Source organism: Actinomadura chokoriensis, assembly GCF_041463665.1.
In the GTDB taxonomy this organism is placed as follows: domain Bacteria; phylum Actinomycetota; class Actinomycetes; order Streptosporangiales; family Streptosporangiaceae; genus Spirillospora; species Spirillospora chokoriensis_A.
In genome coordinates this window covers 311,134-335,829 of the sequence record NZ_JAXCEJ010000004.1, presented here as the reverse complement: position 1 = coordinate 335,829, position 24,696 = coordinate 311,134, and the positions used below count along the sequence as shown (strand labels likewise).

Below are 24,696 nucleotides of genomic sequence, written 5' to 3'. Positions count from 1 at the left end.
CCGTGCCTACGGCTTGCGGCCCACGCCGCAGAAGGCGTCCACCTCGGGTTCACGGATCTGCGGTATCGGACGCCAGCGGGAGCATGACACCACGCCCGGCTCGTCCAGCTCGAGGCCGTCGAAGTAGGCGGCGATCTCCTCCGGGCTGCGCAGGGTCACCGTGGGCCTGCCGCCGGACTCGTTCCACGTCCGCGCGCTGTTCTTCGACCGTTCGCCGTGGACGACGCTGGTCGGGTGGTTGATCACGAGCCGGCTCCCGGACGGCACGGCGTCCATCAGCCGGCGCACGATCGCGTGGGATCCGCTCTCGATGTGGTGGAGGATGCCCACCAGCATGACGGCGACCGGCCGGGTGAGGTCGAGCAGCGTCCCGGCCTCGGCGATGATCCTGTCCGGCTCGTGCAGGTCGGCGTCGATGTAGTGGCACTCCCCCTCGGGGCTGCTGGCCAGCAGGGCGCGCGCGTGCGCGAGCACCAGCGGGTCGTGGTCGACGTACACGATCTTGCATTCCGGGGCGACCCGCTGCGCGACCTGGTGCGTGTTGTCGGCGGTGGGCAATCCGGTGCCGATGTCGAGGAACTGGCGGATCCCCTCGTCGCCCGCCAGGTAACGGACGGCGCGGCCGAGGAACGCCCGGTCGGCGCGGGCCTGCTCCAGCATGTCGGGCTTCACGCTGATGGAGTGCTCGGCGGCCTGCCGGTCCGCCTCGAAGTTGTCCTTGCCGCCGAGGAGGTAGTTCCAGACCCTGGCGGAATGGGGGATGTGCGACTTGAGCGCGTCCTCGCCCGGCTGGACGGCCCCGGAGGCCGCTCCCTGCTCGCCCATCGGACGGTCCCTCCCGCTCGCCGGCACTGAACGAGATTCTAGGACGGAGGCGCGGCGAGCACGGGAACAATCCGCAATTGACAAGTGTTTGAACCCTCAACTAACCTTCGACAAGTCGTTGAAGTTTCAATATCTACCAGTGGGAGTCACCATGAGCATCGCCGCCGTCGCCCCCGAGCTGACCGCCGGGACCTGGAACATCGACCCCGCCCACTCCGAGGTCACCTTCGTGATCCGGCACCTGATGACCAAGGTGCGCGGCGCGTTCACCGAATTCAGCGGGTCGGTGCAGATCGCCGAGGAGCTCGCCGACTCGACGGCGACGGCCGAGGTCAAGATGACCTCGATCGACACCCGCAACACCGAACGGGACGCGCACGTGCGCACCTCCGACGTCCTCGACGTCGAGAAGTACCCGACCATGACCTTCGCGACCAAGGGCGTGCGCGCCGAGGACGGCGAGTACTTCCTGGACGGCGAGCTGACGATCAAGGGCGTCACCCGTCCGATCAGCCTCTCGGTCGAGTACAACGGCGTCGGCGAGGACCCCTGGGGCGGGACGCGCGCCGGGTTCTCCGCCGCGACCACGATCAACCGCAAGGACTGGGGCATCGAGTTCAACGTCCCGCTGAAGGGCGAGAAGGCCCTGCTCAGCGACAAGGTCGACATCCAGCTCGAGGTCCAGGCCGTGCGCGCCTGAGCATCTCCGCCGCGTCAGGAAGGGCCGTCCGGGTTCGGACGGCCCTTCTCGCGTCCGGCCGGCGGCACGAGCGGCAGCCGCAGCGCGAAACGGGCGCCGGACGGATGGTCCTCGATCCGGAGCGTCCCGCCGTGCTCCCGCGCGATCTCGCGGGCGATCGCGAGCCCGAGGCCGGTGCCGCCGACGCCGCGGCTGCGGGCGGCGTCGAGGCGGGTGAAGCGCTCGAAGACGCGTTCCCGGTCGGCGGGCGCGACGCCGGCGCCGTCGTCGGTGACGGCGAGCAGCGCTTCGCCGTCCTGCCTGGACACCTCCACCGTGATGACCGAGCCGGCGTAGCGCTCGGCGTTGTCCAGCAGGTTGCCGAGCAGCCGGACGAGCTGCATGCGCACCCCGCGGACCGTCACGCCCGAGGGCAGCTCCGTCGCGATCCGCAGCGTGAACGTGCGGCGGCGGATCTCGGCGGCGGCCAGCGCGGACAGGTCGATCGGCTCCTGCGCCGCCGTCCCGCCGGTGCCGATGCGGGCGAGCAGCAGCAGATCGGTGACGATCGACTCCAGCCGGTCGGTGTCGCGCAGCGCCGACCGGACGACCTCCGGGAGGTCGTTGTCCTCCGGATGCGCCGCGGCGTCCTCGAGGTTCGCGCGGAGCCCGGCGATCGGCGTGCGCAGCTCGTGGGAGGCGTCGGAGGCGAACTGCCGCTGCCGGCCGACCGCGCGCTCCAGCCGGTCGAGCGTCGCGTTCGCGGTGCGGGCGAGCTGCGCGATCTCGTCCTCGCCGGGCGGCTGCGGGACGCGCCGGCTCAGGTCGGTGGCGCCGATCTCGGCGAGCTGCGCGCGGATCGCCTCGACCGGGCGCAGGGTGCGGCCGACGACCCGCCAGGTGATCCACGCGGCGGCCCCGGCGAGCAGCAGGACGCCGGCGGCGAGCACCGCCTCCAGCAGCCCGTTCACCAGGTAGGGCGGCACCCGCTCCGCCGCGTACACGACGACGGAGTCGCGCGCCGTGCTGACCCTGATCGCCTCGACCACGAAGCACTCGCGGCCGGGCCAGGAGCCGTGGCACTCGGTGAAGTCGCGGACCCGCAGGTTGCTCGACGGCCAGAGTCTGCTCACCGGCGGCCGGCCCGCCGCGGCGGATGTAGCGTTCGTCACACGCCCGCCGGGCTCAACGACCTGGATGAGGATCCGGCCCCCGCCGTCGTCGGGGATCGCGCCCTCCAGCGACCCGTCGCGGACGCCGCCGCTGACCCGGCGGGCGTCCGCCTGGGTCTGGTGGAGAAGATCAGCCCTGATCCCGCCGCGCACGGCGAGATCGACGCCCGCCGCGGTGACCCCGAGGACGAGCGCGGCGATCACGGCGGCGATGAGCGTGTCCCTGGCCCGGATGGACCGGGGGCGCATGCGCATGCTCCCTCCCGGGCACACGCTATCCGTCGCCGGCGAAAGGGGGACCCGAAAGTGCATGCCGGGTTTTCACCTTCGCTTGCCGGGACATCCCGTTTTATGACGGGTCTTCCGAAGCACAGGGACGGACACATGGGCAGGGACGTGGCTTCGGTCACCATCAGCGGCGAGGACCGGCGGCGGTACCGCGACAAAGTGCGCAGGTGCCTCGACGTGCTGGCCCGCATGCTGGGCGAATCCCAGTTCGACTTCGAGCGCCCCCACATCGGCCTGGAGATCGAACTCAATCTGATCGACGCGATCGGCGATCCGCTGATGCGCAACGCGGACGTCCTCAAGGCGATAGCCGACCCGGCCTGGGCCACCGAGCTCGGCCAGTTCAACCTGGAGATCAACATCCCGCCCCGCGAGCTCGGCGGGGAGGGCACCGGCGAGCTGGAGGCGGAGGTCCGCGACCATCTGCGGCACGCCGACGACCGCGCCCACGAGGTCGGCGGCCGGCTGCTCATGATCGGCATCCTGCCCACGCTGCGGCGCACCGACATCGGCGAGGAGACCCTCTCCTCCAACGCCCGCTACAAGATGCTGAACGACCAGATCTTCGCCGCGCGCGGCGAGGAGATGCGCATCGACATCGCGGGACACGAACCGCTGCGCATGCACGCCGACACGATCATCCCCGAGGCCGCCTGCACCAGCGTCCAGTTCCACCTCCAGGTCAGCCCCGACTACTTCGGCGCCTACTGGAACGCCGCCCAGTCCATCGCCGGCGCGCAGGTCGCGATGGGCGCCAACTCTCCCTTCCTGTTCGGGCACCGGCTCTACCACGAGACCCGCATCACGCTGTTCGAGCAGGCCACCGACACCCGGCCCGACGAGCTGAAGACGCAGGGCGTCCGGCCCCGCGTCTGGTTCGGCGAACGGTGGATCACGTCCGTCTTCGACCTGTTCGAGGAGAACACCCGCTACTTCCCGTCCCTGCTGCCGCTCTGCGACGACGAGGACCCCCGCGAAGTCCTGGACGAGGGCGGCATCCCCGAACTCGGCGAGCTCACCCTCCACAACGGCACCATCTACCGCTGGAACCGGCCCATCTACGCGGTCGTGAAAGGCCGCCCGCACCTGCGGGTCGAGAACCGCGTCCTGCCCGCCGGGCCGACCGTCGCCGACGTCGTCGCCAACGGCGCCTTCTACTACGGCGTCGTCCGGATGCTCGCCGAGGCCGACCGCCCCGTCTGGACCCGCATGTCCTTCGCCACCGCCGAGGAGAACCTCCACCGCGCCGCCCGCGACGGCCTCGACTCCACCCTCTACTGGCCCGGCATGGGCGAGGTCCCCGCCGCCGAACTCATCCTCCGCAAACTCCTCCCCCTCGCCCACGAGGGCCTGGACCGCTGGGGCGTCGACCCCGCCCGCCGCGACCGCCTCCTCGGCATCATCGAACGCCGCTGCGTCACCGGCCAGACCGGCGCCGCATGGCAGATCGCCACCGTCGACGCCCTAGAGCAGTCATACGGAGCCTCCCGCCAGGACGCCCTCCGCATGATGACCCGCTCCTACGTCGACCTCATGCACGACAACACCCCCGTCCACACCTGGCCCGTCGGGGGGTAGCTCTCCGGCGATCTTCACGGGTCCTGCACATTTCACCCGCTGGGCGTGCATATCGGGCTTCTAGAGTCAGTCGGGTGACTGGGAACGAGACTCGGGTCCTCGTCGTCGAGGACGAGCCGACGATCGCGCGGGCCGTGGCCGACCGGCTGGCGGCCGAAGGGTTCGGGGTCGAGGTCGCCGGGGACGGGCCGTCGGCCGTCGAGCGGGCGCGCGCCTACGAACCGCACCTCATCGTGCTGGACGTGATGCTGCCCGGGTTCGACGGCCTGGAGGTGTGCCGGCGCGTCCAGGCCGAGCGTCCCGTGCCGGTGCTGATGCTGACGGCCCGCGACGACGAGACCGATCTGCTCGTGGGCCTCGGCGTCGGCGCCGACGACTACGTGACCAAGCCGTTCAGCATGCGGGAACTGGTCGCGCGCATCCGGGCCGTGCTGCGGCGGGTCGAGCGGCCCGCCCTGGACGCGGCGGCGGAGGCGGCGGCGGACGGGGCCGTGCGGGTCGGGGAGCTGGAGGTCGACCAGCGGGCCCGGCGGGTGCGCCGGGGCGGCCGCGAGGTCCACCTGACGCCGACGGAGTTCGACCTGCTCGCGTGCCTGCTGCGCAACCGGGGGACGGTGCTGACCCGCGCCGTCCTGCTGGAGCAGGTGTGGGACTGGGCGGACGCGTCCGGAACACGGGTCGTCGACAGTCACGTCAAGGCGCTCCGGCGCAAGCTCGGGCAGGGTTTGATCCGGACGGTGCACGGCGTCGGCTACAGCCTGGAGGCGGCCCCGTGACCGGCCCCGCGACCGGCATGGTGACCGGCGTCGTCCACAGGCTGTGGGCGAAGTTCCCCCGGCCCCTCGACCCGCTCCGGTCGATCAAGGTGAAGTTCGGCGTCGTGGTCGTCGTGACCGGGTGCGTCGCCGTCCTGATCGTCCTGTGGGGCTACCCGATGGGGTTCCGGGCGCGGCAGACGCTGCCGGTCGGCGTGCTCATCTCGCTGGTCGTGATCCAGCTCCTCGCGCACGGGATGACCGCGCCGCTGCGGGAGATGACGGCGGCGGCCCGGGCGATGGCGCGCGGCGACTACAGCCGCCGGGTGCGGGCCACGTCGCGGGACGAGGTCGGCGAGCTGGCGCAGGCGTTCAACCGGATGGCCGCCGACCTCGCCGAGGTGGAGCGGCAGCGCCGCGAGTTCGTCGCGAACGTCTCGCACGAGCTGCGCACGCCGATCAGCGCGCTGCGGGCCGTCCTGGAGAACGTCGCGGACGGGGTCACGCCCGCGACGCCGGAGGTCCTGGAGACGGCGCTCGACCAGACCGAGCGGCTCGGTCGGCTCGTCACCCAGCTTCTCGACCTGTCCCGGGTGGAGGCCGGAGCGGCGGTCCTGGACCTGGCCGACATCGACGTCGCCGAGTTCGTGGACAGCGTCACGGCCGAAGCGCGCGCCGGTCACCCCGAGGCCGTGTTCGCGGCCGACGTCACGCCCGGCCTGCACGCCGTCGCCGACCGCGACCGGCTCCACCAGATCGTCGCGAACCTGCTCGACAACGCGGCCCGGCACGGCCCGGACGGACGTCCCGTCGCCGTCACCGCGCGGCCCGCGAACCCGCCGGGCGGTCTGATCATCGAAGTAGCCGATGAAGGACCCGGCATTCCACCCGAAGAGCGCGCCCGGGTGTTCGAACGCTTCTCCCGCGGCTCGGTCTCCGGGCCCGGCACGCCCGGCGGCGGCACCGGGCTCGGCCTCGCCATCGCGAGCTGGGCCACCGACCTGCACGGCGGCGACATCACCGTCCTGGACACCCCGAGCGGCTGCCGCATCCGCGTCATGATCCCCCCGAACATCGGAGAACCAGCATGACGACCAGCTCGCCGAAAGATCCGTCCGACCCCGCGAAGGACACGTCCCCACCGGCTGAGGCCCCTTCCGCGCCCGGCGAGAAGGCGGGTTCGACGCCCACCGGCGGCGCGCGGGCGCCGTCGGCGGGCGGGTTCGCGGCTCCCGGGCCCGCTCCGGTGGCGGGCGGGGCCGGGTATCCGGCGCGGACCGGGCATCCGCCGGCCGGCGCGGCGCCGTACGGGGCACGGGCGGGATATCCGCCGCAGGCGCCGTTCGTCTACCAGCCGACCAAGATCGAGAAGGCGCTGACCGGGTGGAAGCGGCCCGCGCGGGCGATGTCGCCGGCGCTGGTGGCGGGGGCGCTGATCGCCGGGGTGATCGGGGCGGTCACGGTCGGGCCGTCGTTGCGGAACGGGTTCTTCGGGGTCGGCGTCCTGATCGCCGCGGCGGCCGTCGCGTATCTGGCGGGCGCGTCGGCGTGGTCCGCGGGACGGGTCGTGCAGCCCGCGACGGGCAGGCGCCGGGCCCGCGTCAACCGGACCGGGCTCGTGTTCGGCCTGCTCGCCGTGGGCCTGTCCGCGACGGCGGCGGTGCGGGAGGCCGAATGGGTCGTCTTCCCCGCGCTGCTGCTCGCCGTCGCCATCGGCTCGTACGCGGCGTCCGGCGGGCGGTCGTGGCCGGAGGTCCTGTTCGGCGGGCTCGCGGTCCTGCCGGCGGTCGGCGCCATGATGCCGTGGGCGGGGCGCGGCGTGTACGGGACGCTCACGTCCGAGAAGGGGAACGCGTGGCCGGTGATCCGGACGACCCTGATCGCGGGCGGGCTGCTCGCCGTGTTCGGCGCGCTGTTCGTCGGCGCGGACGCCGCGTTCGGCAGCCTCGCCTCCGACCTGATCCCCGAAGTGTCGGTGGGCTCGGTCTTCCTGTACGCGTTCGCGGGCGTCGCGACGATGGTGCTGGCGTCCGCCGGCGCGTACCTCGGGCAGGCGCCGCCGCCGCTGCACCTGCTCAGCCCGGAGCCCGCCAAGCCCGCCGGACGCTGGTCCTGGGCGGTGCCGATCGCGGCGCTCGACCTGCTGTTCCTGGTGTTCTGCGCGATCCAGGCCCGCGTGTTCCTCGCCTCCGACAAGGACGCGCTGCTGCGCGCGACCGGGCTGACATACGCCGAGTACGCCCGGCAGGGGTTCTTCCAGCTCGTGGTCGTGACCGTGCTGGTGCTCGCGGTCGTCGCCGTCGCCAAGCGGTACGCGCCGGCCGGGCACGCCGGGACGGTCCGCGCCCTGCTGGGGCTGCTGTGCGCGCTGACGCTCGTCGTCGTCGCGGTCGCGCTGCGGCGCCTCTACCTGTACGAGGAGACGTTCGGCTGGACGAGGCTGCGCCTGTGGGTGCACGCGTTCGAGCTGTGGCTCGGCGTGGTCGTGGTGCTCGTGGCCGTCGCCGGGGTCGTCAAGGGACGCGTCGCCTGGCTGCCGCGCGCGGTCGCCGCCACCGGCGCGGTCGCGATGATCGTGCTCGCCGTGCTCAACCCGGACGGCTTCATCGCCGAGCACAACGTCGCCCGCTACAAGGAGACCGGCAAGATCGACATCCCGTACCTGCGGGACCTGTCCGCCGACGCGGTGCCCGCGCTGGACGAACTGCCGGGGCCCGCGCGGTCCTGCGCGCTGGCCGAGATCGCCGAACGGCTTGAGGACGACGAACCGGCGATGAGCGCCAACCTCTCCCGCGCCCGCGCCCGCGAGATCCTCGAGCGGCGGCCCGCCGGGGAGGGAGTCGACTGCTTCAGCTCGTCTCGTCCATGGTGAGCAGGGCGTACGCGGCGAGGGTCGAGTCGTCGGTGATGCGGCCCTCCCGGATCAGCGCCTTGAACCCGTCCCGGGAGAACCACTCGTGCCGCATGTCCTGCTCCTCGGGCTCCCGGTCGGGCTCGCCGGCCTCCAGGTCGGACGCGACGAAGACGTCGAAGCCCTGGCCGCTCGTCCCGTGCGAGCAGTTCAGGTGGCCAAGGTGCGTCAGCGTCCCGGCGCGCAGGCCCGTCTCCTGGGCGAGTTCGAGGCGGGCCAGCTCCTCCGGGTCGGCGCTCCGCCGGCCGGGGAGCGAGCCCTGCGGGAAGCTCCAGGTGCGCTTCCCGATCGGGTACCGGTACTCCTCGACGAGGTGGAATCCGCCGTCCTCCAGCGGGATGATCAGCACGAAGTCGGGTTTGTCGACGACGCCGTAGATGCCGCGCGAGCCGTCCAGCCGCTCGACCTCGTCCTCCCGGACGACCATCCAGGGGTTCTCGTAGACGATCCGCGTGCCGACCCGGCGGACGGCGGGCTCCTCGCTCATGCGATGCTCACGCTCCGGGCCCGTAGCGGTAGAGGAGTTCGTGCCGGTCGCCGACCACTACCCGGTGGGTGACCTCGACGATCCGGTCGTCCTGGTCGCAGGCGCTGCGCCACACGGTGAGGACGGGCTGCTCCGGCCCGATCCGGAGCGTCTCCTGCTCCTGCGCGCGCGGGAGCCGGCACGTCACCGTCTCCTCGAAGGTGATGCGGTGCCCGGCCTCCTCCAGCCGCGAGTAGATGCCGCCCGGACCGGTGTCGACCTCCCGCAGGATCGGGAGCTCGTCGACGATCTCCGGGATCACCCAGGTCGTCGCGGTCTGGACGGGCGGCTCCCCCTCCACGCCCTGGACGCGCGCCCGCTCCAGCACCCGCGTCCCGACGGGGACGTCCAGGCGGGGCGCGAGCCGCTCGCCGGCCTCGACCTCGGTCACGGTCGTCCGCGTGAACGGGCGGTGCCCGTCCCTGCGCGCCGACACGTGGAAGCCGCGCCACCCGCCGACCTGCCGGGTGATGTCGGCCGCCGCGCGCCGCACCTTCGGCGCCGCCCGGACCTGCGCGCCCGCACCGTGCCGCAGCTGGACGAGCCCGGCCTCGGCCAGCATCCGCAGCGCCCGCCGGACGGTCGAGCGGTCGGCGCCGTACTCGATCGCCAGCCGCCGCTCGGACGGCAGCCAGGCGCCCGGATCCAGCTCACCCTCGACGATGCGGGCGGCGAGCGCGTTGGTGATCGCCTGTGCCTTCGTGGGGGGTCGCGGCATACCAGATCCTGCTCCGGGTCAGTGCGTTTGACCTCACACCGTACAGAGCCCTCCCGTCCCGGCACCCTTTCGGGGTTCTGCGGAACGCGTTGTGAGGGGTGCTTGGTCGGCTTATGGTAGACCCACCATAGGCCGACCCAGGGAGCCCCGCACGATGTCGGCGATCATGTGCATGCCCGGATGGCGCAGCCAGCGCTCGGACGAGGGCCTGCGGGCCGTCAGGATCACCCAGCTGTCGGACTACCAGCTCCTCAACGGCTGCCTGAAGGAGATCGTCGCGGCGGACGAGGGCGAGTTGTGGCTGCTCTGCGACGCGCAGACCCGGCTCGCCGAGCGCGTCGCGACCGCCGAGCGGCTGCGCAGGTACCGCCGGAACTAGCCCCCGCGGCCGCGCTCCGGGTCACCGGTCGTCGGGCGCGGGCGCTTCGGCCTTGCTGTGCAGGACCTCGCGGGCCTGCTCGGCGGCGCGGACGGTGCTCTCACTGACGAAGTCGAGGAAGCGTGCGATGTTCTCCAGGCGGGCGGCGGCCGGGGTGCCCGGGCCGAGGACGCCGACGCCCTCCCGCGCGGTCTCGATGATGCGGGTGAGGGAGCGGGCGCTCGCCATCATCGACTGGTACCAGACGTCGTCATCGACGACGTAGCGCTCGCGGCGGCGTTCGTCGCGCTCCCGGCGGACGAGGCCCTGGCTCTCCAGGTAGGCGATCGCCTTGGACACCGACGCCGGGCTGACCTGGAGGCGCTGGACGAGTTCGGACGCGGTGAGGCTGCCCGCGTCGGTGAGGGAGAGGCAGCCAAGCACCCGGGCCATCATCTTGGGCAGGCCCGAGGCCATGAGGACGGTGGTGAACGTCTCCTCGTACTCGCGCACGGCCTCGGCGTCGCGTCCGTCGGCACGCGGGGGCGCCTGCCGCCCCCGGGACGGGGCCTGCCCGCGCCGGCGGGCACGGCGCTCGGTGGCGCGGTGCGCCAGGTCGGCGCGGTAGGCGGTCGGGTCGCCGTTGCGCATCACCTCACGCGTGATCGTGGAGGTGGGACGGCCGAGGCGCCTGGCGATCTCGGCGTAGGGGAGACCGTCGGCCAGCCCGAGCGCGATCTGCTGGCGGTCCTGCTGGGTGAGCCTGCCTCCCGGCATCGCGATCTCCTCGTTCGCCCTTCCGATGGCCCGAACATAGCGTTCACGTCCATTCGATTGCAACGATCGGGCCCGAATTGTTGCATTAAATTCGATGACCATTGCAACGATTTTCGGCCTTCTACCTGCGCAAATAATGTCAAAGCGCAACGATCTCGTTGTCGTTTTCTTGAAAGCAACGTAGCGTTCACGTCATCAGAAACAACAACGCAGCACCGGACAGCAGGGAGAGCACGATGCCCACCTTCGAAACCCCCGCCCCGATCACCGCCCACCTCGACATTCCCGCCAGGCGCGTCCAGTTCATCGCCGCCGACCGGACCGACACCGTGGTCGAGGTCCTGCCCGCCGACGCCGGCAAGGGCCGCGACGTGAAGGCGGCCGAGCAGACCACGGTCGAGTACGCCGACGGCGTCCTGCGGATCCAGACCCCGGCGAAGAACCAGCTCTTCGGAGCCTCGGGTTCCGTCGAGGTGACGGTCCAGCTGCCCGCCGGATCCGAGGTCCGGGCCAAGGGGGCCGGCATCGAGTTCCGCGGCGTCGGACGGCTCGGTGACGTCTCCTTCGAGAGCGCGCACGGCCCGATCAAGCTCGACGAGGCCGCAGGCGTCCGCATCGCCACCGCCGCGGGCGACGTCACGATCGGCCGCCTCACCGGCCCCGCGGAGATCACCACCACCAAGGGCGACATCGACGTCACCGAAGCGGTGCGCGGCAGTGTCGTGCTGAGCACCCAGGTCGGTGACGTGTCGGTCGGCGCCGCCCCCGGCGTCTCGGCGTCCCTCGACGCCGGCGCCACCCTCGGCCGCATCACCAACGATCTCAAGAACGACGGCACCGCCGGCCTGAACATCCGCGCCACCACCGTCAAGGGCGACATCGTCGCCCGCAGCCTCTGACCGCGACGCCTGAACGTTGGACCGGCCGAACAGGGCCGCCAGACCGGCCGGTCCGGCGGCCCTGAGCCTCTTCCCGACCCGTCGCCTCGACCGACCCCGGTCCGCGGCGACATCGCGGGGCCGGGGTCAGCCGCGGCGGAAGCTGACGACCTCGCCGGAGTCGCCGACCGCCTCGCGGGACGGCGGGATGATCCGCTCGCCCGCGTTGTCGGCCAGCAGCGCGCGGGCGCGCAGCACGATCTCCAGGTCGAAGCGCAGGTCCGGGTCGAGCAGCTGGTCGCCGAACAGCTCCTCCAGTTGGCGCAGCCGGTACCGGACGGTCTGCGGGTGGACGTGCAGCCGCATCGCGACCTCGTTGGCGTTGCGGCCCGACTGGAGCCAGGCCAGCAGCGTCTCGGCGAGCCGGTCCTGCTGGCTCGGCCGCAGGTGCGCGAGCGGCGCGAGGCGCAGGTCGGCGAGCGAGGTGATGAGCCCCTCGTCCTGGAACAGGATCAGCGTGGACATGTGCTCCACGCTGCGGATCACACCGCTCTCCGCCTCGATCACCCCGCGCTGGACGAGGGACAGCGTCTTGCGCGCCCACTGGATGGAACGCGCCGCCTCCATGAGCGGGACCGTCGGCCCGACGACGGCGAGGGTTCCGGCGAGGGCGCGGTCGACGAGCTTGGCGCGGCCGGGGCCGTCCGGGTCGGGGATGATCAGGCTGGGAGTGCGCCGGGTGAGGTCGGCCAGCACGTCCGGGGGGAACGCGGGGTGCCGGCTGTCCTGGTGGCGGCCGAGCGCGACCGCGGCGACCGTCCGGGGGACGGGCCAGTGTGCGGCGGCGGCGAGGTCGGCGATGGCCTCCTGCGCGGCGGGCGGGTCGGCGAACAGCAGGTCCAGCAGGCGCTTGCGGCGGCGCTGCATCTCGCCCGCGACGGCCGCCTTGGCCTGGGAGAACCCCTCGGCGGCGGCGTGCGCCAGCTCGTCCTGGAACTGCATCAGCACCTCGCCGACGGCGCCGAGCGTGCGGGGCGAGACCTCCAGCGCCTCGGCGCCCTCGGTCATCCGGCGCCAGGCCACCATGCCGCCGACCCGCATCGCGGTCTGCATGGCGTCGAGGCTGCGTCCCTCGCCGGCCTCGCCGCGGCCGATGGCGCGGAAGAAGTCGGTCACCGGGGCGGGGTCGTGCGCGGGGTCGGCCACCCGGTCCACGAAGTAGTGGAGCACGCGCTCGACGGCGAGCCGGAGGGTCCCCGAGTAGGAGCCGTCCCCGGGCCGGTCGTACTCCCTGACGCGCGTCTGGATCTCCTGGATCATGTCGTCCGCGACCTCGTCGAGGTGCGGTCGCATGTGATCTGCCAGTTCCCTGGGCAGATCCGCCCACGGGCGCCCGTTGGTGGTCGAACCGTCGTTCGCCACGGAACCTCCCCTTTTCGTCCCCCAGCGTTGCGCGCCGTACACAAGGGGTGATTACTTACTTATGGGACCTGTGTGAGGCAAATCATGACCCGAAGCGTGCTCGGGCGCAAAGTCTAGGTCGACCTTCGACCAGGATCGGCCTACCCAATGACAAGAATCGACACATCCGGAAGCTCGCGATCTTCCGGCGAGTCACCGAGCGTCCACGCTCCCTCACCGAAAGCACCCGCCGGAAATCGGCTCCGCCAGGCATAGCGGGGAGCCGCGGGGAGCGTCTCTAGGGGGACAGCAATTCGGAGGTGACGATGGATGCCGCGCAAGAGCGACATTTCCGTGAGTTCGTGGAGACGAGATCGGTCGCGTTGATGCGCTTGGCGTACCTGCTCGCCGGGGGCGACCAGCATGCGGCCGAGGACCTCCTGCAGGCCGCGCTCACCAAGACGGCGGCGCGCTGGAGGAGCATCGACAACCCCGAGCCGTACGTGCGGCGCACCATGTACCGCCAGCAGATCAGCACCTGGCGGGTGATGCGGCGGCGGCGCGAGACGCAGTCCGCCGCAGTCCCCGACAAGGCCGGGCACGACGCCACGTCGGCGGTCGACCTGAAGCTGACCGTGCGCGGCGCCCTGGCGCGCCTCACGCCCAAGCAGCGGGCGGTGCTGGTGCTGCGCTTCTTCGAGGACCTGCCCGAGGCGGAGGTCGCGCGCATCCTCGGCTGCGGCGTCGGCACGGTGCGCAGCACGACGCATCGCTCGCTCGCGCGGCTGCGCGAACTGGCCCCCGAACTGAACGACCTGAAGCCTGAGGAGGCTCACCGATGAAGCCGGACACGATCGTCGAGAGCACGATGGACGAGTGGGCGGAAGAGGCGCGGGTCCCCGCCGGCCTGGCCGACCGCGCACTTCGTGGACGCACCAGGCAGCGCTCCTTCAGGATCGCCCTGATCGGCGGGACGAGCTCGCTCCTCGCCGGCGCGGCCGCGGTGACGCTCGTCACCGGCGGCGGGTCGGTGCGGCCGGATCCGGCGGAGGTCGCCTTCGAGCCGGCGTCCCTGTCCTCGGAGACGACGACGCGCACGGACCTGAGCAGCGCCTTCCCCCGCCGCCTCGTCGCCGCCGGGCACATGGCCGTCGCCGCCTACTACATCCTCAACACGCCGCTGGACGCCGAACGGGGCACCCTCCACCGCACCTGGCACCTCTACAACCCGTCGAAGGGGGTGTACGAGGAGACGCAATGGTCGTACCTCAGCGTCGCGCCCGGCATGCAGCGCGCGGCCGTCCTCCAGGGCGCCCTGCCGACGTCCAGGGTCGGCGTGCTCGACATGAGGACGCAGAAAGTCACGCGCTGGATCAAGGTCGACAAGCCCGTAGGGGGGCTCGCCTGGTCGCCGGACGGCCGCCGGCTGCTTCTCACGTCCTACTCGGCGAACCCCGACGTCCTCGGCCGGGCGGCTGGGAAGTCGCCGAGGACGGGCTACTACGTCGTCAGCAACGCGGCTGAGCCCGGCACCTTCCACCCCCTGCCGGGGATCGCCGACAACCCGAACAACCGGCAGGACCTGGACTGGAGCCGGGACGGCAAGCTGATCTGGGCGCCGACCGCCACCGTCCCGTCCAAGATCTTCTACGACCTGAACGACCGGCGGCAGCCCGCGCCCGCGAGCGACGTCGGGGACGGCGTCCCGGCCGGCGCGGCGCCGGGGCGGGCGGGTGGCACGTCGGCGCGGACGGCGCCCTCCGATGAGAAGGCGGGCCTGTCTCCGAACGGCACCCTGCTGCCGACGTTCGGTCCCCGTCCCGGCCCCGCCGTCACGGTCACCGACGTGAACAGCGGCCGGAAGGTGGCGGTCCTCCCGATCCAGCAGGCCCTGGCATGGGCCGATGACAGCCAGTTGTTCGCCATCGGCTGCGACGTCAAGAAGTGCACCGGCAAGGGCGAGTTCCGCAACCGGCTCCTGCTGGTCACCCTGAAGGGGAAGATCACTCCGCTCACCGGATACCGCCGCTCCGACCAGCTCGGGACCTGGATCCCAATCTTCACCCATCGCTGACCCCCTTGGATCGCCGCCTGGCCGCCGCCCTGCCTGCGGGGTGGCGGCCCTTGGCATGTGCGCGGGGCAGCACCCGGAAAGTACTTGACGGATCGGAAAGTAGAAATTACTTTCCATCCAGGAAAGTACTTCTCAAGGAAGCAGGATCCCCTCGTGAACGACTTCACCGAAGCAGCCGACGCGCTCGCCGAGATCGAGCGGACCCAGCAGCGGGCGTACGCCGACCAGCGGCTTCCCGTCTGGCACGTGCCGAGCGTGGTCCTGGTGGGCTCCGCCGTCGGGGTGGGCACCGAACTGGACGGGATGCCCCGGACCCTCCTCATGACGGCGGCGGCCGTGGGCCTCACCACCCTCACCCTCATGCTCTCCGCCCGCACGCGCATCAAGTTCCGGCCGCGCACCTGGACACCGCAGGCCGGTGCCCTGATGGCACTGTGGATCACCTCGATCTTCGTGATCTGGGGGGTCGTCCCGCTCGCCGCCGGCGCGTTCACCGACTCGGGCGTCTGGCAGAAGACGCTCGCGGGCCTGGTCACCGCGGGCTACACGGCGGCCACCACGCGCTGGGCGGAGGACCTGGTGCGGGCGCGCCTGGCGGGGAAGGTCGTCCGATGACCCTCGACCCGATGATCCACACGCCGGCGCGGCTGCGGATGGTCGCGCTGCTGGCGACCGCGACCGAGGCCGAGTTCGCCTTCGTCCGCGACAGCCTGGAGATGAGCGACTCGGTGGTGTCCAAGCACGCCGGCGCGCTGGAGAAGGCCGGCTACGTCGAGATCCGCAAGGGGTACGTCGGCAAGCGTCCCCGCACCTGGTTCAAGCTCACCCCGCAGGGGCGCCGCGCGTTCGACGAGTACGTCGGCACCCTCCAGCAGATCGTCGGCCGCCCCCTCGCCAACGTCCCGGACGACGAGCGCTGACGCGGTCGCCACGGACGCCAGGGCAGATTCCGGCAGGCGCACGACGTCCTCTCGCCGTCATGCCAGGACGTGGTTCAGGACCAGATAGGCGCCGAGAGCCGTCATGGCGGCGGCGGACAGGCGCGTGAGCAGACGGGCCGTGGTGGGGCGCCCGTCCAGGACGGTTCGGGTGAGGGTCCCCAGGCAGAGGTAGAAGACGGCACAGGTGCCCAAGAAGGTGAGGCCGAGAACGCCGATCTGGCCTGCGATGGGCCAGCCGCCGCGGGGATCGGTGAACTGGGGCAGGAGAGCCACGAAGATCAGCAGGCCCTTGGGATTGAGGCTGCTGACGCCTATGCCGCGCAAGAAGGTGTGCCAGCCGGTGCCCGGCTCGGGCTCGGAGTCGGATGCGGCGGGGTGGTTGAAGGTCGTCACGCCATGCCACATGAGGTAGGCGCCGCCGACGAGGGTCAGGACCGTCAGGGCGGACGATGAGCCGGCGACCAGGGCGCCGACGCCGGCCGCCACGACGAGGGTGACGACGGCGTAGCCGGCGACCAGGGCGCCCACGGCGGGGACCACCGAGCGCCCGCGCAGGCCGGTGCCGATGGTGAACGCCCAGTCCGCCCCAGGGACGACGATGAGCAGGAGCGCAACCGTCCAGAAGGCGAGCACGGATCCGGCCGCCATGGTTTCCCCTCCCGTTGGGGACTATTGGGGGAAGGGTATTTTGAATGGACCCGAAGGTGTTTCCAAGTTCATCTCCGACTCGCGGGTTCCGTAGAAAGGTCTTCCAGATGGACGCCATTGACCGGAAGATTCTTGCCGTACTCCAGGAGGACGGTCGCCTGACGATCACGGATCTTGCCGCACGGGTCGGGCTGAGCGTCTCGCCGTGTCACCGACGGCTGCGGGAACTGGAACGGAGCGGCGCCATTCGCGGCTATCGCGCGGTCGTGGACGCCGCCGCACTCGGGCTGACGTTCCAGGCCCTCGTGTTCGTCACCATGCGGCAGGAGGACCGGGACACGCTGCTCGGCTTCGAGGAGGCGGTCGCCCGCGTGCCCGAGGTGGTGCAGGCGCAGCGGCTGTTCGGCGACCCCGACTACCTGCTGCGCATCGTCACCCGGGACCTGACCGCCTACCAGGAGCTGGAAGACGACGTGCTGAGCGCGTTGCCCGGCGTGCAGCGGCTGAACTCCACGCTCGTGATGAAGCACGTCGTGGACGAACGCCCGCTGCCCACCTGAGCGCCGTTCACCGTCTCACCCTGAGTCATATCCGCTGATCAGAGGATCGGGTCGTTTACCCACGAGAAAGGGTTTACACAATCCTCCTGGCTGACCAAGTCCGGTCAGTAAGGAATTGATCAGCCCATATTGACTCGTGCTCCGATAGGACCCCGACTAGGCTGCGATCTCATCGTTCTCTTCCGTCTTCCTGGCGCTCGTTCCGCGAGCGCCCTGCATGCCAGCCGCCGGTCCGCGGCACATTCCCCGCCATCGCATGGGCGCGTCTCTCGCTTCGCCAGGGCACGGAGAGTCCCGAACAGAGGAGAAAGGCAATGCGCGTAAGTCGGCTGGCTGCGGTGGGAATCGCTGCGGGATCCATGATGCTCGGCATGGCGGCGCCCGCACTCGCGGACACCACGCCCGAGGCAGGTCAGTTCTGTGCGAAGGACGACATCGGCAAGACGGCGAAGGACGCGGACGGCAAGCTCCTGAAGTGCGTCCTGAAGGACGGGGAGGACCAGCCCAGGTGGGTCGCGGTCGACCCCGGCGGCGACCCTGGCGGCGACCCTGGCGGCGACCCAGGGGGCGACCCCGGTGGCGACCCGGGCAACGAGAACCCGGACCCGAAGTTCAAGTTCGGCTACGACAAGGTGAAGCTGTCCAGCCTGCGCGTCGCGCCCGGCTACAAGACGACCTTCACCGTCACCTGCCCGACGGCGGTGACCATCACCGGCAACGGCTACACGCAGAACCCGCTGCCGGTGAAGAAGGCCGGTGACGACACCTGGACCGCCGTCGGGACGTTCCGCAGCAAGCTGCCCAACCCGACGATCGCCACGGTCGTCTGCAAGGGCTACGGGTCGGTCAAGTACAGCACCGAGCCCGACAAGCCCAACGGGAAGCCCGGCAAGGGCGGCCAGATGAAGCCCAAGACGCCGAAGATCCCCACCGGCCGCATCGACACCGGTGACGGCAGCATGTCCGCGCGCGGCGAGAGCTCGCCCGCGCCGCTGCTGGCCGCAGGCTGGGGCGCCCTCATGGCGGCCGGCCTCGGCGCCGTCGCGCTGCGCCGCCGGACCGTTCAGGAGCGGTCGTAACGGTGCCGGAACTCCCTGCACCGGCCACCGGTCGCCGCGTCGCGGGCGCGGCGACCGGTGCGCTGGTCATCGGACTGCTGTTCACCGGCTGCGGCGGGGACGGGGACACCGCCTCGCCCGGCACCCCGAAGCCCGCGGCGACGGAGACGACCGGCTCGACGGCGCCCGCGTCGAACGTCCGTCCCCTGGGCGAGTCGACGCCGACGAAGATCGCCATCCCGAAGATCGGCGTGTCCGCTCCGGTCGGTTCGATCGGGCTCCGTCCCGACGGAGGTGTCGAGGAGCCGCCGCTGAGCAGGCCCAACCTGGCCGGCTGGTACAAGGAGGGCGTCACGCCGGGCGAGGTCGGCCCGGCCGTGCTCCTCGGCCACGTCGACGCGAACGGCAAGCCCGCGGTGTTCTACCGGTTGAAGGACCTGAAGCCCGGCGACAAGATCCGGGTGGGCCGCAAGGACGGCTCCACCGCGACGTTCGCCGTGCAGCGCGCGCAGCGGGTCGACAAGAACGCCTTCCCGCACGAGAAGGTGTTCGGCGAGGCGCTCGACCACGCGTCCCTCCGCCTGGTGACCTGCGGCGGCGCCTTCGACAAGAAGATCGGCCACTACACCGACAACCTCATCGTCTACGCCAAGCTGATCGCTTCCTGACCCACACAGAAACGCCCGCCGGCGGCCACACCGGCGGGCGTTCCCCATCCCCGCCCCGCCTCTCCCTGTGGGTGTGACCCGACGTTCGCCGTCCTCATCCGCCGCACGCCCCGAGCCAAACAGCCCGACCGGCAGAGGGTGTTCGGTGTTCGGTCATGACCGAACACCGAACACCTCCGATCTGCGACGGGTAGGGCCTTAGGTGGTCAGGACGGGTCGTCGTAGGCGCCGACCGTGACGCGGCGGGTGAATGCGCGCCAGTCGGCGGACGTGAAGGCGAGCTTCGGCCCGTCCGGGTCCTTGGAGTCCCTGACTGCGACCACCTGCGCGACACCCGCGACCTCGACGCAGTCGCCACCATGGTGATCACTGCGACTTGCCTTGCGCCAGTTCACGGCTGACAGATCCGATGTAGGGATCATCCGTACTCCTCCAGGACGCTCTTGATCAGAGTCCGCGATTCCTCGACGTACAGCGCGTCACTTACAGCAGGTTGTACGTTACTGCGAGTGGCTGGCGACGGTCCGCGATTCGTGATGGGCATCCCCCTGTCCGGCGCTCTGGCCGTAAGCATTCGGGAGGCTTGGAAGGTGACGGTGAAGCACAGCCTGCACAAGCGGTGGGTTCCGGGAGCGGGACGCGACAATGACGAGGTTCGAGCAGGGCGTGAAGAGGCTCGCCTGGCGTTCGAACTGGGGAATGCCGTCCAACAGCGTCGCCTCGCCCTGGGGTTGACGCAGGCACAACTCGCCGAACGGGCTGGGCTGACCCAGCCCGCTCTCTCCCGGCTGGAGTCTGGTGGCTCGGCTCCGACGATCGGCGTCCTGGACCGGCTCGCGCACGCCCTCGGCGCCAGGCTGAAGGTGGAGTTCACCGACGCTGCCTGACGTTGGACACTCCGCGGGTCGGCCGGGCATGGGCGAGCCCCCGCCCAGTATGGGTAGGGGCTCGTCGGCGATCAGGCCAGGTCGTGGACGCCGACCGTGACGCGGCGGGTGAACGCGCGCCAGTCGGCGGACGTGAAGGCGAGCTTCGGCCCGTCCGGGTCCTTGGAATCCCTGACTGCGACCACCTGCGCGACACCCGCGACCTCAACGCAATCGCCGCCTTCATGACCACTAAGGCTCGCCTTGCGCCACTTCACGGCCGACAGATCCGGTGTGGGAATCATCCGTACTCCTCCATGACGCTATTGATCAGCGTCCGCGATTCCTCGACGCGAAGTGCGTCACCTCGCAGGGAGTTGTACCTTACCGCGAAGCTCGCGACGGTTCGTGGATCCGTGATGAGCATCCCCTGCCCGGCGATCTCGCCGTAGACGACGTCGGGCGCGTCGAGAAAGCTCAGGATGGTGAAGCTCCCCGTGAGCCCCGAGTAGTACTTGGCACTCATCGGGACGATGTCGATCGAGATATTCGGACGCTCGGTCATGGCCAGAAGATGCGCGAGTTGCTCGCGCATGATCTCGGGGTCGGCGATCTCGCGGCGGAGGGACGCCTCATCGAGCGTGAACCACGCGGTGGGAGCATCCTTCCGGGTCAGGACCTCCTGCCGCTTGAGACGTTCGGCGACGAGTCGCTCGGCCGTATCCGGATCTTGTTCGTGGCCGACGACCGCGCGGATGTAGCTCTCGGTCTGCAACAGCCCATGTACCAGCGTCAACTGGTAGATGCGAACCTGGCTGGCCTCGACCTCGCGTTCCACGTACTCGGTGAAGCCGGGCGGGAGGATTGCCTGGTGGCGGGTGTCGATGATGCGCTTCCACAGCCGCTGGAAGAGGCCGTTGGTCTTGAAGAAGGTGTCGAGGTTCTCGGCGAAGGTCTTGGACGAGACGCTTTTCGAGGATTCGATCTGGCTGATCCACTGGGGGGTGTAGCCGAGAGTTTCGGCGAGGGCGGTCTGAGTGAGGTCCGCTTCCATGCGCCACGCCACCAATTCCGTGGCGAATGTCTGAATTGCCGGGGCTTCATACGGTTCGCTCCGCGTTCCCATGGGGGGCTCCTTGTGAAACCCGCGCCCGGGTTTCGTTGATCTTTCGGGAGGTTGTGCACTCCTCTTGACATCTTGCTGGTCAGCAGTCATGCACGCTGCAATCCTTATAACACATTCACGGGCGGCGAATACGACCACGGGACCTTCCATGAAAGACACATTCTCGTTCGATAACCCCGCACTCGATCGGCTCCGCAAGGACTTTCCCGGGCACCACATCTGGCGGTCACGCAGATGGGACGGACGGCTCGGCGAATATGTCGCCACCCTCATCGATCCCAAGGCCGGAGTGGACGCGACCGTCATGCGCCCGGACCCGGTCGAACTGCGGGCCGAGTTGATGCGGGAGGCCGTGCGCGCGAGCGGCGCCTACCGGAGACTCCGGTGAGCTCGGCACCGGAGCGGGCCGTTCACCCCCAGACGGCCCAGGGGAGGGAGGCGGCGCGGGCGGTCGGGCTCCCCCCGGGCCCACCGGTCGCGCCGTCCCCGCTGGACGTCTGGCGGGCGCGTCGTCATCTGAACCGGCTCGCCCGGCGGCTGCGGCGGCGCGGGTGGGCGGCCCAGCCCCGTTATGGCGGGTCCCCGCCTCTGCTGCGGGTGTTCGACCCGCGCGTCCCCAGCGTCGGGGACAGCGTCACCACCGTCCGGGACGGGGATGGCTGGTGGTTCGCGTCGAGCACGGACGACCGCCTGGCGACGTGCTCCGATCTGGACGGCGCGTGTGTCGGAGTCGCCGAGATGCTCGTCCCGTGGGTCGTCCAGGCCCTCGGCGGGCGGAATCCCTGACCGCCGGCGGCGACATGACGGGGCACAGTCGCGCGTTGCGGCAGGCCCCGAAAGCGAACGGCGGGCCGTCCGTAGGGGCGGCCCGCCGTGTGCGCTGGATCAGGGGATGTCGACCACGTACACCATGCGCTTGCCGTAGTGCTCCGACAGCGACCACAGCCCGCTGCGGTTCGCGTCGGACCCGGGCCAGTACGACAGGTCCTCGGGGCCGATCGGGGTGTGGTAGGTGGGCACGAGCGGTTTCAGGACGCCGGTGGTCCCGTCCGGCTGGTCCTGCGGGGCCAGGACTCCGGCCGCTTCGCCGTGGCTCTGGTTCAAGAACCACTTGCCGTCGTGGCGGGTCGCTCCCTGGACGTTGTCGATCGGCATCGTGTAGGCGCTGTCGGCGCGCCAGCAGGCGACGGACAGGCTGGTGCAGGTGGCGTTTAGGGCCGGCTGCCCGGTGTCGCCGTTCAGCGGCCACGTGGCGACCCGCCCGTTGGTGTCGCCGCGGTCGAGGCGGCAGAACTCACCGGTGATGAGGTGGTCGTTGCCGGTACGGTCGAGCGACACGAACGAGGTGTTCGGGGAGCTGCCGTTGAGGCACTGGTAGGTCTGCGTGGTGCTGCGGGGCACCGAGTTGGTGTAGGCGGCGACCTCGGGCATCACGTACCGGTAGCCGTGCGAGTAGAACTTGCCGTCCTGTCGGCCGATCTTCGTGGTGTCGGTGAGGTCGGCCTTGTCGCCGGCCTCCTTCAGGTCGAAGATGTAGCGCATGTCGAACACGCGCAGGCCGCGTGCGGTGTCGGCCACGTAGAGGTAGTTGCCGTACCAGGCGATGCCGCCCGCGTGCAGCGAACCGTGGCTCACGTCCTGCTTGGTGCGCAGGCTCATGTAGCTGGCGTTACCCGAGGCGTTGACGAACGGGTACACCAGGAGGACGTGGGCGTACTTGCCGGTGTCGGGGTCGACGATCGAGATCCGCACCCCTTTCACGCAGTTCTGCTCGGCCCACGCACCGTCCTTCTTGTACTTGCACTTCTCACCCACGGCGGTGCCGTGCTGCTGCTGGTACCAGGTGGTGACGAACGGCTGGGCCGAACCCCAGTACTTGTCGTCCTGGGCGTCGGCGACCGTGGAGATGCCCTGCGGGGTCCACTCGTAGTTGCCGGACGCGGCGTTGTCGGCCCCGTTCCAGCAGAAGCTGAAGGTGAGCTGGTAGGCGAGCCCGTCGACGGCGTCCTTGTTGCACGCCGAGCCGTTGGCAGTGCTGCCCGTGTGGGGAGCCTGGGCCAGGATGTTCTGCACGCCGAGCTTCGGGAGCTGGGTGTCCAGCTGCTTGACCGTGTCCTGCAGCGCCGCCTGGTTCGTGGCGGGCCGCATGAGGTAGTTGTTCAGGCTGGGGGTGGGCCAGTAGTCGTCGGCGTGGGCGGGGGCCGCGACGGCCGACAGGCCGGCGGCTGCGAGCACGACGGCCGCGCATGCCCGGGTCAGTGCCCTCAGGCTGCGTCTCATGGTTGCTCTCCTCGGAGCGGTCACCTGGTCACCGAAATGACCAAGATCATGTACCGGAACGCGCCCAAACTGGCATAAGTCGTCTATTTCGTCATCCGCCGCGCGAGTCACCCTGAGCGATGCTTACACCGCTTATTGCAACAATGGCCAGCGTGCACCGATCAGTGGCCGATCATGCATGAAAGGGGCGTGGCAAAGGTCACCCCTGGAACGCCGACGGGCCCCGGCGCGCGGTGCGCCGGGGCCCGTACCGCAGTGCAGGTCAGCGGCGGTAGAGGTTCAGCTTCTCCTCGCCGATCTTCTCGCGGAGGGCCGGGTCGTCCACGCCCTGGCCCTCACCGGTGGCGCCGCACAGGACGGCGACCTTGCCGATGTGCTGGTTCGTCTGGACGGCACGGGTCGCCTCCCCCGCCTCGTCCAGCGGGAAGACCGAGGAGAGCGTCGGGTGAATCATGCCGAGGCTGAACAGGCGGTTCACCTCGACGGCCTCGTGGTAGTTGAAGCCGTGCGAGCCGATGATGCTCTTCAGCCGCATCCACAGGAACCGGTTGTCGTACTCGTGCTTGTAGCCGGTGGACGAGCCGCAGGTGACGATCTTGCCGCCGCGCTTGGCGACGTAGACGGACGCGCCGAACGTCTCGCGGCCGAGGTACTCGAACACGATGCCGGGGTCCTCGCCGACGAGGCCGCGGATCGCCTCGCCGAGCATCCGGCCCGCCTTCGGGTGGCGCAGGCCCTGCTCGCCGAGGTTCAGGTCGTTGCGGTTGATGACGTGCTCGCACCCTTGCGACCGGACGATCTCGGCCTTCTCCTCCGACGAGACGACGCCCACCGGGATGCCGCCGCCGTTCTTCACGAGCTGCGTCGCGAACGAGCCGAGGCCGCCGGTCGCGCCCCAGATCAGGACGACGTCGCCCTGCTTCATCCGGGCGCCGTGCGTGCCGACGAGCATCCGGTAGGCGGTCGCGGCGCACAGGGTGTTGGAGCCCGCCTCCTCCCAGGTGAGGTGCGCGGGCTTGCGGATGAGCTGGTTCGCCTTGACGATGCAGTACTCGCCGAGCGACCCGAAGTTCGTCTCGAAGCCCCAGGCGAGCTGCGTCTCCGACATCATGCCGTCGTCGTAGGAGCCGTGGTCCTCCTCGTCCACGTAGGACGGGGACAGGACGACCTTGTCGCCGACCTTCCAGTGCTTCACACCGGCCCCGGTGCGGACGACGACGCCGGAGCCGTCCGAGCCGAGGATGTGGTACGGCAGGTCGTGCCGCGCGCCGTACCAGCCCTGGCGGCCGAACTTCTCCAGGAACGCGAACGTCGGGACGGGCTCGAAGATGGCCGACCAGACGGTGTTGAAGTTGATCGCGGCGGACATCACCGCGACCACGCACTCGTCGGGGGCCAGCTCGGGCATCTCGACCTCGCCGACGTGCATGGAGCGGCGCACGTCCTTGTCGGTCTGGCCCTCGAAGATCCCGACCTCGTCCTTGCGGGTGAACGCGGCGCGGAAACGGGTCGGCAGGTCGATCTCCTGGAGCTCGGGACCGCTCGCGCCGGACCGTACGGCGTCGAGCAGGGCGTGGGACGAGCCGGAGTTGGCCATGGATCTCCTCCG

Annotated in this window: 29 protein-coding genes; 17 read left to right on the top strand and 12 right to left on the bottom strand. The window is 70.6% G+C overall.

What is annotated here, in order from left to right; all coding sequences use genetic code 11:
• Nucleotides 1–6 precede the first annotated feature (6 nt).
• Nucleotides 7–825, bottom strand: a complete 819-nt coding sequence (locus SM418_RS10190; protein ID WP_371940178.1) for an SAM-dependent methyltransferase — start codon at nt 823–825, stop codon at nt 7–9.
• 151 nt (nt 826–976) lie between these two features.
• Here SM418_RS10190 and SM418_RS10185 point away from each other — a divergent pair, with 151 nt between their 5' ends.
• Nucleotides 977–1,525 (top strand): YceI family protein, encoded by a 549-nt coding sequence (locus tag SM418_RS10185; RefSeq protein ID WP_371940179.1) that lies wholly within the window; start codon nt 977–979, stop codon nt 1,523–1,525.
• A 14-nt stretch (nt 1,526–1,539) separates the two neighbouring features.
• On the opposite strand, the gene SM418_RS10180 is transcribed toward SM418_RS10185, so the two are convergent.
• Nucleotides 1,540–2,931 carry a sensor histidine kinase gene (locus SM418_RS10180; RefSeq protein ID WP_371940180.1) on the bottom strand — a complete coding sequence of 464 codons (1,392 nt, stop codon included), beginning with the start codon at nt 2,929–2,931 and terminating at the stop codon, nt 1,540–1,542.
• A gap of 129 nt (nt 2,932–3,060) precedes the next feature.
• Between SM418_RS10180 and SM418_RS10175 the strand changes: the two genes are divergently transcribed.
• From SM418_RS10175 to SM418_RS10160, 4 genes are all read left to right on the top strand, one after another.
• Complete coding sequence (locus tag SM418_RS10175; protein ID WP_371940181.1) at nt 3,061–4,542, top strand: glutamate-cysteine ligase family protein; 1,482 nt, start codon at nt 3,061–3,063, stop codon at nt 4,540–4,542.
• A 74-nt stretch (nt 4,543–4,616) separates the two neighbouring features.
• Nucleotides 4,617–5,318 (top strand): response regulator transcription factor, encoded by a 702-nt coding sequence (locus SM418_RS10170; RefSeq protein ID WP_371940182.1) that lies wholly within the window; start codon nt 4,617–4,619, stop codon nt 5,316–5,318.
• The gene (locus tag SM418_RS10165) at nt 5,315–6,388 is read left to right on the top strand and encodes a HAMP domain-containing sensor histidine kinase (RefSeq protein WP_371940183.1); all 1,074 of its coding nucleotides are present in this window, start codon (nt 5,315–5,317) and stop codon (nt 6,386–6,388) included. Before SM418_RS10170 ends, SM418_RS10165 begins: the two co-directional genes overlap by 4 nt.
• The gene (locus SM418_RS10160) at nt 6,385–8,169 is read left to right on the top strand and encodes a DUF4153 domain-containing protein (RefSeq protein WP_371940184.1); all 1,785 of its coding nucleotides are present in this window, start codon (nt 6,385–6,387) and stop codon (nt 8,167–8,169) included. The genes SM418_RS10165 and SM418_RS10160 overlap by 4 nt, the downstream gene beginning before the upstream one ends.
• Here SM418_RS10160 and SM418_RS10155 read toward each other — a convergent pair.
• Together SM418_RS10155 and SM418_RS10150 are read right to left on the bottom strand one after the other, a co-directional pair.
• Nucleotides 8,147–8,695, bottom strand: a complete 549-nt coding sequence (locus SM418_RS10155; RefSeq protein WP_371940185.1) for an NUDIX domain-containing protein — start codon at nt 8,693–8,695, stop codon at nt 8,147–8,149. The two genes, SM418_RS10160 and SM418_RS10155, sit on opposite strands and share 23 nt — an antisense overlap.
• Before the next feature lie 7 nt (nt 8,696–8,702).
• Nucleotides 8,703–9,452 carry a GntR family transcriptional regulator gene (locus SM418_RS10150; RefSeq protein WP_371940186.1) on the bottom strand — a complete coding sequence of 250 codons (750 nt, stop codon included), beginning with the start codon at nt 9,450–9,452 and terminating at the stop codon, nt 8,703–8,705.
• Between the two features lie 154 nt (nt 9,453–9,606).
• Here SM418_RS10150 and SM418_RS10145 point away from each other — a divergent pair, with 154 nt between their 5' ends.
• A complete protein-coding gene (locus tag SM418_RS10145) occupies nt 9,607–9,831 on the top strand; it encodes a hypothetical protein (protein ID WP_371940187.1) in 225 nt (74 codons plus the stop codon).
• Nucleotides 9,832–9,852: 21 nt separating this feature from the next.
• On the opposite strand, the gene SM418_RS10140 is transcribed toward SM418_RS10145, so the two are convergent.
• Nucleotides 9,853–10,587 carry a GbsR/MarR family transcriptional regulator gene (locus SM418_RS10140; protein ID WP_371940188.1) on the bottom strand — a complete coding sequence of 245 codons (735 nt, stop codon included), beginning with the start codon at nt 10,585–10,587 and terminating at the stop codon, nt 9,853–9,855.
• A gap of 236 nt (nt 10,588–10,823) precedes the next feature.
• Here SM418_RS10140 and SM418_RS10135 point away from each other — a divergent pair, with 236 nt between their 5' ends.
• Nucleotides 10,824–11,486 (top strand): DUF4097 family beta strand repeat-containing protein, encoded by a 663-nt coding sequence (locus SM418_RS10135; protein ID WP_371940189.1) that lies wholly within the window; start codon nt 10,824–10,826, stop codon nt 11,484–11,486.
• Nucleotides 11,487–11,612: 126 nt separating this feature from the next.
• On the opposite strand, the gene SM418_RS10130 is transcribed toward SM418_RS10135, so the two are convergent.
• Nucleotides 11,613–12,887: a PucR family transcriptional regulator gene (locus SM418_RS10130; protein ID WP_504230343.1), complete on the bottom strand. Its 1,275-nt coding sequence runs from the start codon at nt 12,885–12,887 to the stop codon at nt 11,613–11,615.
• A 305-nt stretch (nt 12,888–13,192) separates the two neighbouring features.
• On the opposite strand from SM418_RS10130, the gene SM418_RS10125 reads away from it, so the two are divergent.
• The 4 genes from SM418_RS10125 (at nt 13,193) to SM418_RS10110 (ending at nt 15,860) form a co-directional block, all read left to right on the top strand.
• Nucleotides 13,193–13,708 carry a SigE family RNA polymerase sigma factor gene (locus tag SM418_RS10125; RefSeq protein WP_371940190.1) on the top strand — a complete coding sequence of 172 codons (516 nt, stop codon included), beginning with the start codon at nt 13,193–13,195 and terminating at the stop codon, nt 13,706–13,708.
• Nucleotides 13,705–14,940: a hypothetical protein gene (locus SM418_RS10120; protein ID WP_371940191.1), complete on the top strand. Its 1,236-nt coding sequence runs from the start codon at nt 13,705–13,707 to the stop codon at nt 14,938–14,940. Before SM418_RS10125 ends, SM418_RS10120 begins: the two co-directional genes overlap by 4 nt.
• A gap of 153 nt (nt 14,941–15,093) precedes the next feature.
• Nucleotides 15,094–15,555 carry a hypothetical protein gene (locus tag SM418_RS10115; protein WP_371940192.1) on the top strand — a complete coding sequence of 154 codons (462 nt, stop codon included), beginning with the start codon at nt 15,094–15,096 and terminating at the stop codon, nt 15,553–15,555.
• Nucleotides 15,552–15,860, top strand: a complete 309-nt coding sequence (locus tag SM418_RS10110) for a winged helix-turn-helix domain-containing protein (protein ID WP_371940193.1) — start codon at nt 15,552–15,554, stop codon at nt 15,858–15,860. The genes SM418_RS10115 and SM418_RS10110 overlap by 4 nt, the downstream gene beginning before the upstream one ends.
• A gap of 57 nt (nt 15,861–15,917) precedes the next feature.
• Here SM418_RS10110 and SM418_RS10105 read toward each other — a convergent pair whose 3' ends face one another.
• Complete coding sequence (locus SM418_RS10105) at nt 15,918–16,529, bottom strand: LysE family translocator (RefSeq protein ID WP_371940194.1); 612 nt, start codon at nt 16,527–16,529, stop codon at nt 15,918–15,920.
• Nucleotides 16,530–16,636: 107 nt separating this feature from the next.
• Between SM418_RS10105 and SM418_RS10100 the strand changes: the two genes are divergently transcribed.
• From SM418_RS10100 to SM418_RS10090, 3 genes are all read left to right on the top strand, one after another.
• On the top strand, nt 16,637–17,089 hold the full coding sequence (locus SM418_RS10100) for an Lrp/AsnC family transcriptional regulator (protein WP_371940195.1): 453 nt from the start codon (nt 16,637–16,639) through the stop codon (nt 17,087–17,089).
• Nucleotides 17,090–17,460: 371 nt separating this feature from the next.
• Nucleotides 17,461–18,168 carry a hypothetical protein gene (locus SM418_RS10095; RefSeq protein ID WP_371940196.1) on the top strand — a complete coding sequence of 236 codons (708 nt, stop codon included), beginning with the start codon at nt 17,461–17,463 and terminating at the stop codon, nt 18,166–18,168.
• A 2-nt stretch (nt 18,169–18,170) separates the two neighbouring features.
• A complete protein-coding gene (locus tag SM418_RS10090; protein ID WP_371940197.1) occupies nt 18,171–18,815 on the top strand; it encodes a class F sortase in 645 nt (214 codons plus the stop codon).
• A gap of 206 nt (nt 18,816–19,021) precedes the next feature.
• Here the strand turns inward: SM418_RS10090 and SM418_RS10085 are convergent, their stop codons facing one another.
• The gene (locus tag SM418_RS10085; protein ID WP_371940198.1) at nt 19,022–19,237 is read right to left on the bottom strand and encodes a DUF397 domain-containing protein; all 216 of its coding nucleotides are present in this window, start codon (nt 19,235–19,237) and stop codon (nt 19,022–19,024) included.
• 87 nt (nt 19,238–19,324) lie between these two features.
• On the opposite strand from SM418_RS10085, the gene SM418_RS10080 reads away from it, so the two are divergent.
• On the top strand, nt 19,325–19,702 hold the full coding sequence (locus tag SM418_RS10080; RefSeq protein ID WP_371940199.1) for a helix-turn-helix domain-containing protein: 378 nt from the start codon (nt 19,325–19,327) through the stop codon (nt 19,700–19,702).
• Between the two features lie 71 nt (nt 19,703–19,773).
• Here SM418_RS10080 and SM418_RS10075 read toward each other — a convergent pair whose 3' ends face one another.
• Together SM418_RS10075 and SM418_RS10070 are read right to left on the bottom strand one after the other, a co-directional pair.
• Entirely contained in the window at nt 19,774–19,986 is a 213-nt protein-coding gene (locus SM418_RS10075) for a DUF397 domain-containing protein (RefSeq protein WP_371940200.1), read from the bottom strand.
• Entirely contained in the window at nt 19,983–20,807 is an 825-nt protein-coding gene (locus SM418_RS10070; protein ID WP_371940201.1) for a helix-turn-helix domain-containing protein, read from the bottom strand. Before SM418_RS10070 ends, SM418_RS10075 begins: the two co-directional genes overlap by 4 nt.
• Before the next feature lie 148 nt (nt 20,808–20,955).
• Here SM418_RS10070 and SM418_RS10065 point away from each other — a divergent pair, with 148 nt between their 5' ends.
• Together SM418_RS10065 and SM418_RS10060 are read left to right on the top strand one after the other, a co-directional pair.
• Nucleotides 20,956–21,195: a hypothetical protein gene (locus SM418_RS10065; protein WP_371940202.1), complete on the top strand. Its 240-nt coding sequence runs from the start codon at nt 20,956–20,958 to the stop codon at nt 21,193–21,195.
• Nucleotides 21,192–21,593 (top strand): hypothetical protein, encoded by a 402-nt coding sequence (locus tag SM418_RS10060; RefSeq protein ID WP_371940203.1) that lies wholly within the window; start codon nt 21,192–21,194, stop codon nt 21,591–21,593. Before SM418_RS10065 ends, SM418_RS10060 begins: the two co-directional genes overlap by 4 nt.
• A 99-nt stretch (nt 21,594–21,692) precedes the next feature.
• Here SM418_RS10060 and SM418_RS10055 read toward each other — a convergent pair whose 3' ends face one another.
• Together SM418_RS10055 and ccrA are read right to left on the bottom strand one after the other, a co-directional pair.
• The gene (locus SM418_RS10055) at nt 21,693–23,087 is read right to left on the bottom strand and encodes a hypothetical protein (protein WP_371940204.1); all 1,395 of its coding nucleotides are present in this window, start codon (nt 23,085–23,087) and stop codon (nt 21,693–21,695) included.
• A 262-nt stretch (nt 23,088–23,349) separates the two neighbouring features.
• Nucleotides 23,350–24,684: a crotonyl-CoA carboxylase/reductase gene (ccrA, locus tag SM418_RS10050; RefSeq protein WP_371940205.1), complete on the bottom strand. Its 1,335-nt coding sequence runs from the start codon at nt 24,682–24,684 to the stop codon at nt 23,350–23,352.
• Nucleotides 24,685–24,696: the final 12 nt, after the last annotated feature.